Below are 14,889 nucleotides of genomic sequence, written 5' to 3'. Positions count from 1 at the left end.
GCCCGCGTCCTCCACAACACGCAATTAAGGGAGCAGCGCCCATGAGCAAGATGACCCCGCAGGAAATGGCCCAGAAGATCGGATCGGGCCTCCTGTCCTTCCCCGTCACGCCCTTCAAGGCGGACTACTCGTTCGATGAGGCGACCTACCGCGCCAACATGGACTGGCTGTGCGGCTATGACGTTGCCGGCCTGTTCGCCGCCGGCGGCACCGGCGAGTTCTTCTCGCTGACGCCGTCCGAGGTTCCGCAGGTGGTCAAGATCGCCGTCGACGAGACCAAAGGCCGCGTGCCCGTGCTCGCCGGCACCGGCTACGGCACCGCCACCGCGCGCGAGATCGCAATCGGTGCGGAAAAGGCCGGCGCCGACGGCCTGCTGCTGCTGCCGCCCTATCTGACCCATTCCGAGCAGGACGGCCTTGCGGCCCACGTGGAAGCGGTGTGCGCCGCCGTGAAGATCGGCGTCATCGTCTACAACCGCGACAACGCCATCCTGCAGCCCGATACGCTGGCGCGTCTCGCCGAGCGCTGCCCGAACCTCGTCGGCTACAAGGACGGCATCGGCGACATCGAGCTGATGACCCGCGTCTACACCAAGCTCGGCGACCGCCTCACCTATGTCGGCGGCCTGCCGACCGCGGAAACCTTCGCGCTGCCCTATCTCGACATGGGCGTGACGACCTATTCCTCGGCCGTGTTCAACTTCGTTCCGGAATTCGCCACCAACTTCTATGCCGCCGTGCGCAAGCGCGACCATGCGACCATTCACGCCGGCCTGAAGGATTTCATCCTGCCGCTGATCGCGATCCGCAACCGCAAGAAGGGCTATGCGGTCTCGATCATCAAGGCCGGAATGAAGGTGATCGGCCGTGATTCCGGCCCGGTTCGCCCGCCGCTGACCGATCTCACCGAGCAGGAGGTTGCGGAGCTGACCGCGCTGGTGAAGAATCTCCCCGCCATCCGATCGTCACAACAAGCTGCAGAATAACAGACAGCAACAGGGAGGGGCGTGCAATGGCCCAGACTGAGGTCTCCGGCGCGCCAGTCTCCGGCGCACCGGTCGTCACATCGATGCAGGTGATCCCGGTCGCGGGCCGCGACAGCATGCTCCTCAATCTGAGCGGCGCGCACGCGCCGTTCTTCACCCGCAACATCGTCATCCTCACCGACAATTCCGGACACACCGGCGTCGGCGAGGTGCCGGGCGGCCAAAAGATCTGCCAGACGCTCCAGGATGCCCGCGATCTCGTGATCGGCAAGACCGTCGGCGCGATGAACAACATCCTTGCCGATGTCCGCACGGCATTCGCCGACAGAGATGCCGGCGGCCGCGGCAAGCAGACGTTCGACCTGCGCGTGATGATCCATGCGGTCACGGCGATCGAGTCCGCACTGCTCGATCTGCTCGGCCAGCACCTCAACCTGCCCGTCGCGGCGCTGCTCGGCGAAGGCCAGCAGCGCAACAGCGTCGAGACGCTCGGCTATCTCTTCTTCGTCGGCGATATCAGCAGGTCGAAGCTCGATTACACCAAGGGCGAGACCGGCAAGCCCGAATGGTTCAACCTGCGCCACCAGGAGGCGATGACGCCGGAGACCGTGGTGCGGCTCGCGGAAGCCACCCACGACCACTATGGCTTCGCGGACTTCAAGCTCAAGGGCGGCGTGCTCCGCGGCGAGCAGGAGATCGAGGCCGTCATCGCCATCGCAAAACGCTTCCCCAACGCACGCGTCACGCTCGATCCCAACGGCGCATGGTCGCTGGATGAGGCGATCAGCCTCTGCAAGAACATGCACGGCATTCTTGCCTATGCCGAGGATCCCTGCGGCGCCGAAGCCGGCTTCTCGGGTCGCGAGATCATGGCCGAGTTCCGCCGTGCCACGGGCCTGCCGACCGCGACCAACATGATCGCGACCGACTGGCGCCAGCTCTCCCACGCGTTGCGCCTGGGCGCGGTCGACATTCCGCTGGCCGATCCCCACTTCTGGACCATGCAGGGCTCGGTGCGCGTCGCCCAGACCTGCCGTGACAACGGCCTGACCTGGGGTTCGCACTCCAACAACCACTTTGACATTTCGCTCGCGATGTTCACCCATGTCGGCGCCGCCGCGCCCGGCAAGGTCACCGCGATCGACACTCACTGGATCTGGCAGGACGGCCAGGCGCTGACCAAGGAGCCGCTCCAGATCGAGGGCGGCAAGATCGCCGTGCCCGAGCGGCCGGGCCTCGGCATCGAAATCGACCGTCCGGCCATCGAAACCGCGCATGAGCTTTACAAGAAGCATGGACTCGGCGCCCGCGATGACGCTACTGCCATGCAGGACCTGATCCCCGGCTGGACCTTTGACGACAAGCGTCCCTGCCTCGTGCGTTAAGAAAATCTCGGAGGACTACATGACTGCGATCCTGAAGAACTTCATCGGCGGCGAGTGGGTCGACGGCTCCGGCGTCACCAAGAACATCAACCCCTCCAACACCAACGATCTCGTCGGCGAGTACGCCAAGGCCGACAAGGCGCAGACCGAGAAGGCGATCGCCGCGGCCAAGGCCGCCTTCCCCGCCTGGGCGCAGTCGACGCCGCAGGTGCGCTATGACGCGCTGAACAAGATTTCCCTCGAAATCCTCGCCCGCAAGGAAGAGCTCGGCCGCCTGCTCGCCCGCGAGGAAGGCAAGACGCTCCCCGAGGGCATCGGCGAGGTCGCCCGTGCCGGCCAGATCTTTGCATTCTTCGCCGGCGAGGCGCTGCGCCTGATCGGCGAAAAGGGCGCCTCCGTCCGTCCCGGTCTCGACGTCGAGCTGACCCGCGAGCCGGTCGGCGTCATCGGCATGATCACGCCCTGGAATTTCCCGATCGCGATCCCCGCCTGGAAGATCGCGCCCGCGCTCTGCTACGGCAACACGGTGGTGTTCAAGCCGGCCGAGTTGGTGCCGGGCTCGGGACACGCGCTGTCCGAGATCATCACCCGTTCCGGCATTCCCGCCGGCGTGTTCAACCTCGTGGTTGGCTCCGGCTCCGTGGTCGGCCAGACCTTGCTCGATCACCCGGATGTCGCGGCGATCTCCTTCACCGGCTCGGTGCAGACCGGCCGCAAGATCGCGCAGGCCTGCGTGCTGTCGAACCCGATGAAGAAGTTCCAGCTCGAGATGGGCGGCAAGAATCCGCTGGTCGTGCTCGACGACGCCGACCTCAAGACGGCCGTCGAGGTCGCTGTCAACGGCGCCTATTTCTCGACCGGCCAGCGCTGCACCGCCTCGTCCCGCCTGATCGTCACCGAAGGCATCCACGACCGCTTCGTCGCCGCGGTGGCCGAGCGCCTCAAGGGCCTGTCGGTGGACGACGCGCTCAAGGCCGGCGTGCATATCGGCCCGGTGGTCGACCAGAGCCAGCTCGACCAGGACCTGCGCTACATCAAGATCGGCCAGGACGAAGGCGCAAAGCTCGCCTTCGGCGGCGAGCTGCTCAAGCGCGAGACGCCCGGCCATTACCTCCAGCCGGCGCTGTTCACCGAGGCCAACAACAACATGCGCATCGCGCGCGAGGAGATTTTTGGCCCCGTCGCCGCCGTCATCCGCGCCAAGAACTACGAGGAGGCGCTGGCGATCTCCAATGACACCGAGTTCGGCCTCGCCTCGGGCATCTGCACGAGCAGCCTGAAATACGCCTCGCACTACAAGCGCAACAGCGAGTCCGGCATGGTGATGGTCAATCTGCCGACCGCCGGCGTCGACTATCACGTGCCGTTCGGTGGCCGGAAGGGTTCGAGCTACGGCGCCCGCGAGCAGGGCTCCTATGCGCGCGAGTTCTACACCACGGTGAAGACTGCCTATACCTATCCGGGCTAACCACGGGGAAGATATCGTAGGGTGGGCAAAGCGAAGCGTGCCCACCGCTTACGTTCGGTGTGAAGCATGGTGGGCACGGCGCGTTGCGCCTTTTGCCCACCCTACGGCTTCGGAGGCAAGCGCAGATGGACCAGGACGTCGCAGCGAAAGAGCAGCCCCGCTACATCAAGCTCAACGACCGCGACAATGTCGCGATCGTGGTCAATGATTTCGGGCTCCCCGCCGGCTCCCGTTTCGCCAGCGGGCTGACGCTGCGCGCCTTCGTGCCGCAAGGGCACAAGACGGCGCTGGTCGACATCGCGCAGGACGCGCCGATCGTCCGCTATGGCGAGGTGATCGGCCATGCGTTGTCGCCGATCCTGGCCGGCGAATGGGTGGATGAAGCGCGCATCCGCATGCCCGAGGCCCCTGCGCTCGACAAGCTGGAAATCTCCACCGCCGTCCCGGCTCCGCTGCCGCCGCTCGAAGGGTTTACCTTCGAGGGCTATCGCAACACCGACGGCTCGGTCGGAACGAAAAACATTCTCGGCATCTCCTCCTCTGTGCAATGCGTCAAGGGCACGATGGAATACGCCGTGAAGCGCATCCGCGCCGAGCTGCTGCCGAAATACCCAAATGTTGACGACGTCGTGCCGCTGACGCACGCCTATGGCTGCGGCGTCGCCATCAATGCCCCCGATGCGGTCGTTCCGATCCGCACGCTGCAGAACATCGCGCAGAACCCGAATTTCGGCGGCGAGATCCTGGTCATCAGCCTCGGCTGCGAAAAGCTCGCGCCCGAGCGGCTGGTGCCGGAGGGCGTCAGCGATGCCATCGTGCGCATGCAGGACGAAGCCTTCGACGGCTTTGGTGCGATCGTCGATGCGATCATGACCCAGGCCGAAGCCCGCCTGAAGATCCTCAACACCCGCACCCGCGAGACCTGCCCGGCCGCCGATCTCGTCATCGGCCTGCAATGCGGCGGCAGCGACGCCTTCTCCGGCGTCACCGCGAACCCCGCGCTGGGCTTTGCAGCGGACCTGCTGGTGCGTGCCGGCGCGACCGTGATGTTCTCGGAAGTGACCGAAGTCCGCGACGCCATCCAGCTGCTCACGCGACGCGCCATCAACGAGGACGTCGGCCGCGCGCTGGTGCGCGAGATGGCCTGGTACGATTCTTATCTGGCCCGCGGCGGCGCCGACCGCAGTGCCAACACCACGCCCGGCAACAAGAAGGGTGGCCTTGCCAACATCGTCGAGAAGTCACTCGGTTCGATCGTCAAGTCCGGCTCGTCAGCCATCACCGGCGTGCTCTCGCCCGGCGAGAAGGCGACCCAGAAGGGCATGCTGTTCGCGGCAACGCCCGCCTCCGACTTCATCTGCGGCACGCTCCAGCTCGCCTCCGGCATGACGCTGCAAGTGTTCACCACCGGCCGCGGCACGCCTTACGGTCTTGCCGCCGCGCCCGTGATCAAGGTCGCGACCCGCACCGAGCTCGCACGGCGCTGGAAGGACCTGATCGACTTCGACGCGGGCGGCATCGCCACTGGCGAGAAGACCATCGAGGAAACCGGCTGGGACCTGTTCCGCCTGATCCTCGACGTCGCCTCTGGCCGCACGAAACCGTGGTCGGACCGCTGGGGCATCCACAACGATCTCACGCTGTTCAATCCGGCGCCGGTGACCTGACGGCGACAAGCCTAGAGGTCACTGACTATCGATCAGATGCATGTCGCCGAGCGTGACCGGCAGACTGCGCGTGATGAGATCCGCGATCGCCGCGCGTAGCCGTTCATTCGAAGCCGGGCCGTCAAACGTCGCGTCGACAGGCCCGCTCGGGCCGGCGAGCCGCATAGTCCCCGTGTTGTCGAGCGGCGCGGCCGCCCGCTTCTCGATCACGTCGAACGACTTGCCGTCGATCACGCGCACCTCGTACAGCGCGTGGATCAGGCCGTAGTCCGCAAGCAGCGTCCGATATTGAGCAAGCCCGATGCCCTCGACGTTGCGCCCGTTGCCTAGTTTCGATCTGGCCCGGGTGATGACGATGTAGGCATCCAATCCCTGCGGCGCGACATCGCTGCGAACCAGCTCCTTGAACGGATCGCTGCGCAGGAGATTGACCGGCGCAACCGCCGAATCCCTGATCGCGGCGAACGCTGCGCGCCGGTAGCTCACCGCCTGCACGCGAAAACGTCCGCTCAAGAGCTTCGTCGTTTGCTGGACGATCAGCTCGTCCAGCCCCCATGCGCTGATCGAAACGCTTTGCCCGGTGTTGCCGAGCGCGGTCAGCCCGGCCTGCGTCAGGCTCATCTCCTCGCCGATGGCTGAGACGACACCGACGGTCTTGATCGCCTGGAGTTTCGTCGCACGCGTCTCGAACGCCGCGGCCGCGCCGAGGACGACGGAAGCAATTGCGCAGGCGAGACCCAGGATGACTCTGCGGCGCATGATCTATCGAATCCTGAAATCGAACGAATAGGACGCACCCACGCCGACGGTGGTCTGGTTCGACGATCCCCGCAACTTCACCAGCGGGCTGTCTGCGGCGTCACCAAGCAGCTTCTCGTACTCGACATAGGCGTGGACCTCCCACTGCGGATTGATGCGATAGGAGATCTGGCTGCCGAAGCCGACCGAATGCGCACCGCCCTTGGCGTCGTACATCGGCAGCCCGGACGCCAGCGCCTGCGCGGCATCAACCCCGAAATAGGGCGCGGTCGCCTTGGTGCTCTTCCAGGTGAAGCGCGGGCCGGCCGAGATCGTCAGCCTCTGGATCAGCGGTACGATGACGTCGGCGGAAACATCGGCGACCGTTCCGGTATGGCCACCCATGCCCTGGCGCAATTCACTGCGCAGGCGCAGCCAGTCGACCGGATAATATTCGACGAAGCCGCCGAGCTCATAAGCCGCCTTGACGTCGCCGAGGCCGGTCAGCTCGACATATTTGTCGCTCTTGCGCGAGGAGACGTATTTGAACGCGGGGCCCGCGCGAAAATTGCCGACGTCGAGCAGCGCGATGCTGGCGCTGTCGCGCGGACCGCGAAACTGGTCGATCGATCCGGCGCGACGGATGGTGAAGATCGGGATCGGACGAAACTTGCTGTTCTTCGACCCAACGAAGTCAGGCGTGTATTCACCGCCGATGCCGACCATGACGGTCCAGTTGCCGGACGGCGACGGCAGCATCGGCAGCTCGAAGGGCGGGGCCGGCAGCGTGAACGCGGTCTGCGCCGATGCCGATTGCGCGGTCGCAATGATCCCGAGTGCGGCAAGGCAGGCGGTCGTCCGCCGCGCATTCACCGTGAGGCGGAGAGCGGCTTCGTCGATATGCTTCATTTCAGGGCCCCGGACCGGCCTTGCTGGCCGAGTCGACTGGTGTGGTTGGAGCCCAGCATGTGGTCCGGCAAAATTGCCCCAAGATTGCAACGCCCGATCGCCCCTGCGACATTCCGCGCACGGGGGTGCGCCGCCGGATCAACGTTGCCCGAACATTGCCCGCGACGCGTTCACGTCCATAACTTTGGAGCGTGCGTGCCGCTCGGCCCGTTCGTGCCTGCCTTTTATTCGCCAAGCTCGCTCCGTTAAACGGAACTCGCGCACGAACCGAACCGCCGGACTTCGGCCAGGAAGCGTCAAGGTCGGGGCCCGATGGCCCCAGGACAGTCAAGGACGACCCGCGTGCGCTCGCTCGTGATCGAAGACGAACCGCAGATCGGCGCTTATGTCTGCCGCCTGCTCGGACAATTGCACGGCGTCGTCGATCTCGTCGGCTCGATCGCCGATGCCCGGCAGGCGCTGGACAATTTCAAATATGACCTCGCCATCATCGACCGGATGCTGCCCGACGGTGATGCGCTCGAGGTGGTCACGGCGCTGAGCCAGTTACCGGATCGCCCTGCGATCATCATGCTGACGTCCAAGGACACCAAGGAGGACGTCGTCGACGGCCTCAACAGCGGTGCCGACGACTATCTCGGCAAGCCCTTCGAGCCGCAGGAATTGATTGCACGGGTGCGCGCGGTGCTGCGCCGCCCCCGGCTGCTCGCGCCTGCCGTGCTGTCGCTCGGCAATGTCGAGCTGCATCTCGGCAGCAACGAGGCGGTGGTCGCCGACACCAAAATCCTGCTGCGCCGGCGCGAGGCGGTGATCCTGGGCGCGCTGCTGATGCGGCGCGACCGCGTCATCACCCGCACCGCCCTGATCGAGGAGATCTACGGCTTCGACGACGAGATCGAATCCAACACGCTCGAAGCGCAGGTCTCGCGCCTGCGGAAGAAACTGGCCGAGCTCGGCGGCGACGTCGAGATCCGCAGCATGCGGGGCATCGGCTACATCCTGCGGATGGCAACGCCGCGATGAGGTCGATCGCCCGAACGTTTGCGTTCTCGCTCGGCATCGCCGCCACAATGATCTTTTTGATCATGGTCGCGATCTTCGTCTCGAGGTACCCGCTGGAGGAACGCGAGTTCAGGGCCTGCCGGGTCGTGGCCGCCGTTCTCGATCGCGCCACTGAGTTCGATGGGCAAAACCTGACGGTACGCCCGACTCCCGCGCTCATGGAATTGAAGGCCGACAGCCCGAACCTCTGGTACGTCGTATCCGTTGGCGATCTCGTCAGCGAGTACCGTAGCGAGCACCGGCCGGCGCTTCCTTTCGCATTCCCCTATCGCGGGCCCATCGGTTTGTCCGTCTTCAGCACCCACGACCAGAAGAGCACGTTCTGTCTCGCCGTTGCGCAACGGGGCTCCTTGCGGCTTACGACGATGGTCGGCGAGCCTCAGGTCCGCTTCGGCCGGATGGCAAGAAGCTTCCTCGTCAGCAGAATCTATTCGATCATCCTGGTGGCGCTGGCCTTTGCGGCGACCGTCGCCATCGGTTCAGCGCTTGCTGCATGTTTCGTCTCGCGCGGCATCGAACGGGTTGCACGCCGCGCGCTCGCGATCGATCCCTCGGCCCCGCAAGGTTTGATATCGCTGTCCGAAGTCCCCTCCGAGCTGAAGCCGCTGGTCGAGGCACTGAACCGCGCCTTCGGCGAGATCGACGCCTATATCAGGATGCAGCGCCGCTTTCTCGGCAATGCAGCCCATCAGCTTCGCACGCCGCTCACGCTGCTGCGCGCGAAGATCGACGACGTGCCCGATCCGGCCCTGAAGGCCGAGCTGGTGCGGGACGTCCGCCGCCTGACGTCGCTGGTCTCAGCCATGCTCGACCTGGCGCGCCTGCAAAATCACGCGATCGAAAAGCGGCCGATCGATCTTGCCGCCATCACGCTGGACGTGCTGGCCGATTTCGGTCCCTCGGCGCTGGACGCCGGCATCGAGCTTGCGCTGGAGCGGGCCGACGAAGGTCCTTTCCTGGTGCAAGGCGTCGACGCCGCCATCCGCAGCGCGCTCGCCAATCTCGTCGGCAACGCGCTCATCCATGCCCATGGCGCGCGGCGCATTGTCGTCACGCTCGGCCGCGGCAGCATCTCGGTTGAAGATGACGGCGCAGGCCTGCCTGACGGCGCGGAGCACAAGCTGCTGGAGCCGTTTCAAACCGGCAACAGCGCATGCGGCGGCGCTGGCCTCGGCCTGTCGATCGTCCGCGAGATCATGGCTGCCCATGACGGCGAGCTCGTCATCGCCTCCGATCCCGGCTGCGGCACGACGATGAGCTTGCGCTTTCCGGAGGCAACCGCGACGGCCAGATCGCGGCACCTCGATCTGCAAACGGGCTGACGAGTCGTTTCGCGCCTTCGGCGAAACCGTCCGGAAACATTGTCGCGGAAAACTTCTTCCGCGTTTCACGGCTGTCGCATCACGCAATCAAATAGATCCGCCGGCGGCGGTCGAATGTTCGTACATGAGCGAACCTGTTGCGGCATCGCCGCGACCAAACCTCCGATTGATACCTTCAACGGAGATTTTCCAATGCGCATTCTTTCAATGATTGCCGTTGCCGGCGCCATGATTGCGAGCTCGGCCGACGCATTTGCCGGCGAGCTTCCCTCTTACGAAGTGAAGTCGTTTCCGATTTCGACGACGCAAGTGCAGGTGCTCGGCGGCGCCGGAGTCGAGGAGCAGTCGGCTGCGCCCGCGATGATCGTCGCCGGCATGCCCGCCTCGCCCGCGCAAATGTCAGTGTTGTCGCCGCGCGTCAAGCGGCTGGCCAGCGCGAATTCGGAAAGCACGGCGCGCTGAGCCTCATTCCGTCAGTCCGGGTTCAACGCGAAGCGTCGCCCGGAATGACACGGTGTTCACGTCATGCTGCCGGGCATGAAGCAGCGCACGCGCGGATGGCCGTCGACATAGTGCTTCCACACCATGGTGCGACCGATCTTGTTCGGCTCGGTGATCACGGCACCGTCGGGCACGACGACCCATTCGTCGTCGATGCGCACGCGGTAGTGGCCGCGATCGGATTCCCAGTCGACGTCGGCTATGACGTAGCCGTCGGCATCCGAGCAGCATTGTCCGTATTGGCTGTGCAGGCTCTCGAACCAGGGTTTTAGCGGCGAGTTGGCGTAGCGGCCGTCGTCGCGCGCCAGCGCCGAGGTCGCAAGCAGCGCCATCAGCCCCAGCAGCGCCGCCGCACATAGTTTGGCAAGTCGCATGTCGTCTCCGCGGATCGCAATCAGCGCCGCGAGGGACAGACACCGCCGTCCGCCTTCCGCACGGTGGCGGCGGGCGTGGAGACGGCGACTCGCTCCCCAGCGGCTTTGCGACAGCTATGCAAATCCGGCGCCAGCGCGCATTCCGGAGAACTACGGCCGGACGGTGTTGCCGCGGCCGGCGCGCACGTTCTGCATGTTCAACGCGCCGGCAATTTTGCCGCAGCTGTTTTGGAGGCTTTCATTGTTCCGCGAGGACGTGTACGAAACGGCCGCGGACGCGGGCCGCATCGTTTAATCAACTGTTTCAATTAGAGAAATCAGGTGTTGGCGTGACTGGCATTGGACCGTCAGCGCTATGAGTTCGAGAGAGTTGCTTCCTGGCCAGCAGGATTCGACCGACTTGCCCGCAAGCGAAGTGCAGTTTGCACTCGTGATTTCGCGCATGCTCGAGACGGTGAAGGACGACGCCGAAGCCAGGCGGCAGATGGTCTACGACCTCGCCCGCTACAAGCTCCAGGAGCAGTTCACCTACGCCGACGCCCGAAATATCGACCAGATGAAGCGGGCGCTCGAGGTCGCGATCGAGGAGGTCGAAAAATTCTCGCGCGACGAGGCGCCGCTGGAGCGCTTGCCGTCCCAACAGCTCACGCCGTCAAAGGCGACTGAGACAGGCGGTCTTCTGATGTCTGGCGACGCGACCGTTTTGCGATCGAGGATAGAGATATCCCGCGGCAAGCTGCCTGCGATCTCGGGCCCGCTCCTACCGGTGATCAAGCGTGCGGCGGCCATCCTGCTTGCCGTTGGCGCGGTCATCCTGATCGTCTCGCAGCGAGACAACATCGCCGCGCTGCGCCGGCAGATTTCGTCCCAGGCCCAGGAGATCGCGCAGGTATCTGCCAAGCCGGAGACGACGATCACGGTCGCCAAACCGGAGATGGTCGCCCCCGCTCCGCCTCCCCCTACGCGCCTATTGCCAACCGACTACGGCATCTACGCATTGATCGACGACAAATCGCTGGCGGAGTTGAATGCGACCGGCGTGATGGCGCCGGACATACGCATCGCGATTTCACCGGAGTTCAGGAAGCCCGATCGCCCGCATCTGCCGAACGGCCGCGTCAAATTCATCGTGTTTCGGTGGGACGCCGCGAGCGTGATCCCGGAGCGCGTCGAGGTTCGGGTCGTCGCGAAGATCGCCAGGGAGTTTTCGACCGATGCTGCAGGCAAAAATCTAGGCGGCGGAGAAAAAAATCTAGGCGGTGGAGAAGATGTCGGGGTGATCCGAAACTTCTCCTATCCGTTCCGGGTGTCGCCGATCCCGGGGAGGCCCGAAATGTACGAGCTTCACACCGGCGATTCAGGGCTCGAGCTTGCGCCGGGACATTACGTCCTGAGCCTGGGATCGCAGGCCTATTATTTCCAGGTCGACGGCGAGATCACCGATCCCCGGCAATGCCTCGAGCGGGTCGTCGCCGGCAACGGCACGTTCTACACGCCTTGCAAGAAGGCACGGACGTATTGACGGTCTCTCACTGTCATTACGATCGCACCGACACTCAGCTGTCATCGCCCGACTTGATCGGGCGATCCAGTATTCCAGAGGCAGCGCGAGAATACGAAGAAGCCGCGGCGTACTGGATTCCCCGCCTTCGCGGGGAATGACAGTGGCGCGTGAGGCAACAGCCGTGACGGCAACAACGGCCGACGGCGAACCTACTGCTTCGGCGCCGGCGCCATCATCGCGCCGCCCTTCTTCGCCGCGGGCGCGGGCGCAGGCTTCGTCGTCGCGGCGGTCGCCTGTGCCGGAAGATATTTGGCGACGATGGCAGGATCGACCTGGGCGATGTAGGCGTCGGGAAGACGCGTCCAGGTCTCGTCCTTGCCGAACAGGGAAATGCCGAGGAAGCCGCGCATGGTCAGCGTTTGCCCGTCCGGGCTCACCGACATCTTGGCCTTCCAGATGTTGCCGTCGCGCGGATTGACCACGTTGCCGCCGTCATACTTCAAGCCGTCGCGCTTCATGTCGCGGATGAAGGAGAGCCCGAGCACCGGCGCGTTCTTGCGATCATCCGTGCATTTCGCACAGACCTCGTTCGGATCGTCGCCGGGGCGCGGAAAGGTTTTCGCGATCACGCCTTCGAAGATGCCGTTGTGGTCGACGAAGAGGAACCATCCCACCGTCTTGCCCTCCTCGGTCTTCTGCCAAAGACCCGCGGCGGTCGGCTGCTGCGCCTGCGCGGCTACCGGCCCAACCGCGCCAAGCGTCAGCGCGAGGAGCGAGAGCAGCCGTAAGCTGGAAAAGAGAGTCCGCATTATGATCACCTTGCTAAGCCGCCACTGCAATGGCCGCAGACTACGGCGATTTCGCGAACGGTTCCAGCACCAGAAACATGGGGCATTGCCTGCCGAACCCGGTGCCGTCAGTTGACACCGAGCTTCTTTTGCAGACTGGAGGACGAGGTCGTGTACTGGAACACGAGCCGCTTCTCCGGATAGACGTAGCGATGGGCTTTTTGCGACATCAGCGCGCCCTCGTGGAAGCCGCACAGGATCAGCTTGATCTTGCCGGGATAGGTGTTGATGTCGCCGATGGCGAAGATGCCTGATACGTTGGTCTCGAACGCGGACGTCTCGACCGGCACCAGATTGTTCTCGAGCGCGATACCCCAGTTCGCGACCGGACCGAGCTTCATGGTCAGCCCGAAGAACGGCAGCATGGTATCGCAGGAAATTTCGCTCACGCTGTTGTCGTTGCCCTTGACGGTGGCGCCGGTCAGCTTGCCCTCGGTGCCGGACAGCGCGGTGACCTGCCCGAGCCGCAGATCCATCTTTCCGTCGGCCACCAGCGTGCGCATCTGCTCGACGCTATGGGGCGCGGCGCGAAAATCGTCGCGCCGGTGCAGCAGCGTGATGCGCTTGGCGAGCGGATGCAGATTGAGCGTCCAGTCGAGCGCGGAATCGCCGCCGCCGACGATCAGAACGCTCTTGTCGCGGAACGTCTCCATCTTGCGCACGGCGTAGTGCACCGAGGTGCCTTCATAGGCCTCGATGCCCGGCACCGGCGGGCGCTTGGGCTGGAACGAGCCGCCGCCGGCCGCGATCACCACCACCTTGCATTCGAACACCTTGCCCGCGTCGGTGGTGCAGCGAAACAAGGGATCGCCGATCTTCTCGACCGTCTCCACCATCTCGCCGAGATGGAAGGTCGGATGGAACGGCTTGATCTGCTCCATCAGCGCGTCGGTGAGGCCCTGCCCCGAAACGTGCGGAATGCCGGGAATGTCGTAGATCGGCTTTTCCGGATAGAGCTCGGCGCACTGGCCGCCGACCTTGTCGAGGATGTCGATGAAATGCGCCTTCATGTCGAGAAGGCCAAGCTCGAAGGCGGCGAACAGACCACAGGGGCCGGCGCCAATAATCAGCACATCGGTTTTGATCACGTCGCTCATGTCGTCTCTTTATCGATCGTTATCGGTTGGACGGCGCCCCGGGGGCAGAAGTGACCCTGCCTGTCTAGCCAACGGGGATGGATCAGGGAAGGCATAAAAGCGGGAGCACCCCGCAGTCGCGGCCACTTGCCGGGTCAGGATAACTGGGCTGTAACGGGATGCGATATGACGGAGATCAATCGGTGAACGCACCAAGCCGCCTCGATACGACGCCGCGCCTGGAGGACTATCCCTATCGTCTCGGCGACAATGTCCGCTTCGGCGATCTCGATCCGAACCAGCACGTCAACAACGCGGTCTACGCCACTTATTTCGAGACCGGCCGCGTCACGCTGATGAAGAGCCCGGAATACGGGCTGACGCCGCCGGGCCTCGCCTGGATCATGGTGCGGCTCGACATCCATTTCCGCGCCGAGCTGCACTGGCCGAACACAGTCGAGCTCGGCCTCGGCGTGGTCAAGCTGGGACGGACGTCGGTGACCTTCGAACAGGTGGTGTTTTCGGAAGGAAAGTGCATCGCTTCGGCGATGTCGGTCGGCGTCATGCTCGACGAGGCGACGCGGCGGCCCGCACCGCTCACCGCTGAGATCATCGAGAAGCTCAGGCCTTGGCACAAGCGCGGTACCGAGGTCGCGCCGCCGAGCATCTAGTATAGCGAGAGACGATCAGGCCTGTCGTTCCGGCGTCGCCACGACGAGCCCGTCGAGCTCGTCGGAGACCTTGATCTGGCAGGACAGCCGTGAGTTCGGGCGCACGTCGAAACCGAAATCGAGCATGTCCTCTTCCATCGGCGTCGGGCTGCCGACCTTCTCGCGCCAGGCTTCGTCGACATAGACATGACAGGTTGCGCAGGCACAGGCGCCGCCGCATTCGGCCTCGATGCCGGGAATGCTGTTGCGGATGGCGGCTTCCATCACGGTCGCGCCGTTCTCGACTTCCACCGTACGGGTTTCGCCCTTGTGGTCGACAAAGTTAATCTTGGCCATGTGTGCTCGTGCTGCCGCGATGTTGCGAATGAAGGAGGGTCC

General features: G+C 64.5%; 15 protein-coding genes. 9 read left to right on the top strand and 6 right to left on the bottom strand.

The window, feature by feature from the left end:
- Positions 1-41: 41 nt before the first annotated feature.
- From kdgD to garD, 4 genes are all read left to right on the top strand, one after another.
- Positions 42-986 (top strand): 5-dehydro-4-deoxyglucarate dehydratase, encoded by a 945-nt coding sequence (kdgD, locus tag OWC48_RS32860; protein ID WP_282523701.1) that lies wholly within the window; start codon positions 42-44, stop codon positions 984-986.
- A 26-nt stretch (positions 987-1,012) separates the two neighbouring features.
- Positions 1,013-2,371: a glucarate dehydratase gene (gene gudD / locus OWC48_RS32855; protein WP_282523700.1), complete on the top strand. Its 1,359-nt coding sequence runs from the start codon at positions 1,013-1,015 to the stop codon at positions 2,369-2,371.
- A 19-nt stretch (positions 2,372-2,390) separates the two neighbouring features.
- Complete coding sequence (locus OWC48_RS32850) at positions 2,391-3,839, top strand: aldehyde dehydrogenase family protein (protein ID WP_208087724.1); 1,449 nt, start codon at positions 2,391-2,393, stop codon at positions 3,837-3,839.
- A 125-nt stretch (positions 3,840-3,964) separates the two neighbouring features.
- Positions 3,965-5,506, top strand: a complete 1,542-nt coding sequence (gene garD / locus OWC48_RS32845; RefSeq protein ID WP_282523699.1) for a galactarate dehydratase — start codon at positions 3,965-3,967, stop codon at positions 5,504-5,506.
- A gap of 18 nt (positions 5,507-5,524) precedes the next feature.
- Here garD and OWC48_RS32840 read toward each other — a convergent pair whose 3' ends face one another.
- Together OWC48_RS32840 and OWC48_RS32835 are read right to left on the bottom strand one after the other, a co-directional pair.
- The gene (locus OWC48_RS32840; protein ID WP_282523698.1) at positions 5,525-6,265 is read right to left on the bottom strand and encodes a hypothetical protein; all 741 of its coding nucleotides are present in this window, start codon (positions 6,263-6,265) and stop codon (positions 5,525-5,527) included.
- A 3-nt stretch (positions 6,266-6,268) separates the two neighbouring features.
- Entirely contained in the window at positions 6,269-7,153 is an 885-nt protein-coding gene (locus OWC48_RS32835) for a MipA/OmpV family protein (protein WP_282523697.1), read from the bottom strand.
- A gap of 342 nt (positions 7,154-7,495) precedes the next feature.
- On the opposite strand from OWC48_RS32835, the gene OWC48_RS32830 reads away from it, so the two are divergent.
- From OWC48_RS32830 to OWC48_RS32820, 3 genes are all read left to right on the top strand, one after another.
- Positions 7,496-8,176 carry a response regulator transcription factor gene (locus OWC48_RS32830; RefSeq protein ID WP_282523696.1) on the top strand — a complete coding sequence of 227 codons (681 nt, stop codon included), beginning with the start codon at positions 7,496-7,498 and terminating at the stop codon, positions 8,174-8,176.
- Entirely contained in the window at positions 8,173-9,537 is a 1,365-nt protein-coding gene (locus tag OWC48_RS32825; RefSeq protein ID WP_282523695.1) for a cell wall metabolism sensor histidine kinase WalK, read from the top strand. Before OWC48_RS32830 ends, OWC48_RS32825 begins: the two co-directional genes overlap by 4 nt.
- 192 nt (positions 9,538-9,729) lie before the next feature.
- Positions 9,730-9,999: a hypothetical protein gene (locus tag OWC48_RS32820; protein WP_282523694.1), complete on the top strand. Its 270-nt coding sequence runs from the start codon at positions 9,730-9,732 to the stop codon at positions 9,997-9,999.
- A gap of 56 nt (positions 10,000-10,055) precedes the next feature.
- Here OWC48_RS32820 and OWC48_RS32815 read toward each other — a convergent pair whose 3' ends face one another.
- Positions 10,056-10,412, bottom strand: a complete 357-nt coding sequence (locus OWC48_RS32815) for a hypothetical protein (RefSeq protein ID WP_282523693.1) — start codon at positions 10,410-10,412, stop codon at positions 10,056-10,058.
- A 400-nt stretch (positions 10,413-10,812) separates the two neighbouring features.
- On the opposite strand from OWC48_RS32815, the gene OWC48_RS32810 reads away from it, so the two are divergent.
- Positions 10,813-11,934 (top strand): hypothetical protein, encoded by a 1,122-nt coding sequence (locus tag OWC48_RS32810; protein WP_282523692.1) that lies wholly within the window; start codon positions 10,813-10,815, stop codon positions 11,932-11,934.
- A 191-nt stretch (positions 11,935-12,125) separates the two neighbouring features.
- On the opposite strand, the gene OWC48_RS32805 is transcribed toward OWC48_RS32810, so the two are convergent.
- Together OWC48_RS32805 and OWC48_RS32800 are read right to left on the bottom strand one after the other, a co-directional pair.
- Positions 12,126-12,725 (bottom strand): DUF2147 domain-containing protein, encoded by a 600-nt coding sequence (locus OWC48_RS32805; RefSeq protein WP_282523691.1) that lies wholly within the window; start codon positions 12,723-12,725, stop codon positions 12,126-12,128.
- Between the two features lie 107 nt (positions 12,726-12,832).
- Positions 12,833-13,861: an NAD(P)/FAD-dependent oxidoreductase gene (locus OWC48_RS32800; protein WP_282523690.1), complete on the bottom strand. Its 1,029-nt coding sequence runs from the start codon at positions 13,859-13,861 to the stop codon at positions 12,833-12,835.
- Positions 13,862-14,043: 182 nt separating this feature from the next.
- On the opposite strand from OWC48_RS32800, the gene OWC48_RS32795 reads away from it, so the two are divergent.
- Positions 14,044-14,511, top strand: a complete 468-nt coding sequence (locus OWC48_RS32795) for a thioesterase family protein (RefSeq protein WP_282523689.1) — start codon at positions 14,044-14,046, stop codon at positions 14,509-14,511.
- Between the two features lie 15 nt (positions 14,512-14,526).
- Here the strand turns inward: OWC48_RS32795 and OWC48_RS32790 are convergent, their stop codons facing one another.
- Entirely contained in the window at positions 14,527-14,847 is a 321-nt protein-coding gene (locus OWC48_RS32790) for a 2Fe-2S iron-sulfur cluster-binding protein (protein ID WP_014493954.1), read from the bottom strand.
- Between the last annotated feature and the right edge of the window lie 42 nt (positions 14,848-14,889).

The organism is Bradyrhizobium sp. Arg816 (genome assembly GCF_029989365.1).
GTDB lineage: Bacteria > Pseudomonadota > Alphaproteobacteria > Rhizobiales > Xanthobacteraceae > Bradyrhizobium.
The sequence above is the reverse complement of the archived record's forward strand: the minus strand, read 5'-3'. Positions and strand labels throughout refer to the sequence as shown.

Bases quoted from the DNA above. Each gene is read 5' to 3' on its own strand.
- OWC48_RS32800 (WP_282523690.1), bottom strand. From the start codon at position 13,861: ATGAGCGACGTGATCAAAACCGATGTGCTGATTATTGGCGCCGGCCCC.
- garD (WP_282523699.1), top strand. From the start codon at position 3,965: ATGGACCAGGACGTCGCAGCGAAAGAGCAGCCCCGCTACATCAAGCTC.
- gudD (WP_282523700.1), top strand. From the start codon at position 1,013: ATGGCCCAGACTGAGGTCTCCGGCGCGCCAGTCTCCGGCGCACCGGTC.
- OWC48_RS32850 (WP_208087724.1), top strand. From the start codon at position 2,391: ATGACTGCGATCCTGAAGAACTTCATCGGCGGCGAGTGGGTCGACGGC.
- kdgD (WP_282523701.1), top strand. From the start codon at position 42: ATGAGCAAGATGACCCCGCAGGAAATGGCCCAGAAGATCGGATCGGGC.
- OWC48_RS32840 (WP_282523698.1), bottom strand. From the start codon at position 6,265: ATGCGCCGCAGAGTCATCCTGGGTCTCGCCTGCGCAATTGCTTCCGTC.
- OWC48_RS32825 (WP_282523695.1), top strand. From the start codon at position 8,173: ATGAGGTCGATCGCCCGAACGTTTGCGTTCTCGCTCGGCATCGCCGCC.
- OWC48_RS32815 (WP_282523693.1), bottom strand. From the start codon at position 10,412: ATGCGACTTGCCAAACTATGTGCGGCGGCGCTGCTGGGGCTGATGGCG.
- OWC48_RS32805 (WP_282523691.1), bottom strand. From the start codon at position 12,725: ATGCGGACTCTCTTTTCCAGCTTACGGCTGCTCTCGCTCCTCGCGCTG.
- OWC48_RS32820 (WP_282523694.1), top strand. From the start codon at position 9,730: ATGCGCATTCTTTCAATGATTGCCGTTGCCGGCGCCATGATTGCGAGC.
- OWC48_RS32790 (WP_014493954.1), bottom strand. From the start codon at position 14,847: ATGGCCAAGATTAACTTTGTCGACCACAAGGGCGAAACCCGTACGGTG.
- OWC48_RS32835 (WP_282523697.1), bottom strand. From the start codon at position 7,153: ATGAAGCATATCGACGAAGCCGCTCTCCGCCTCACGGTGAATGCGCGG.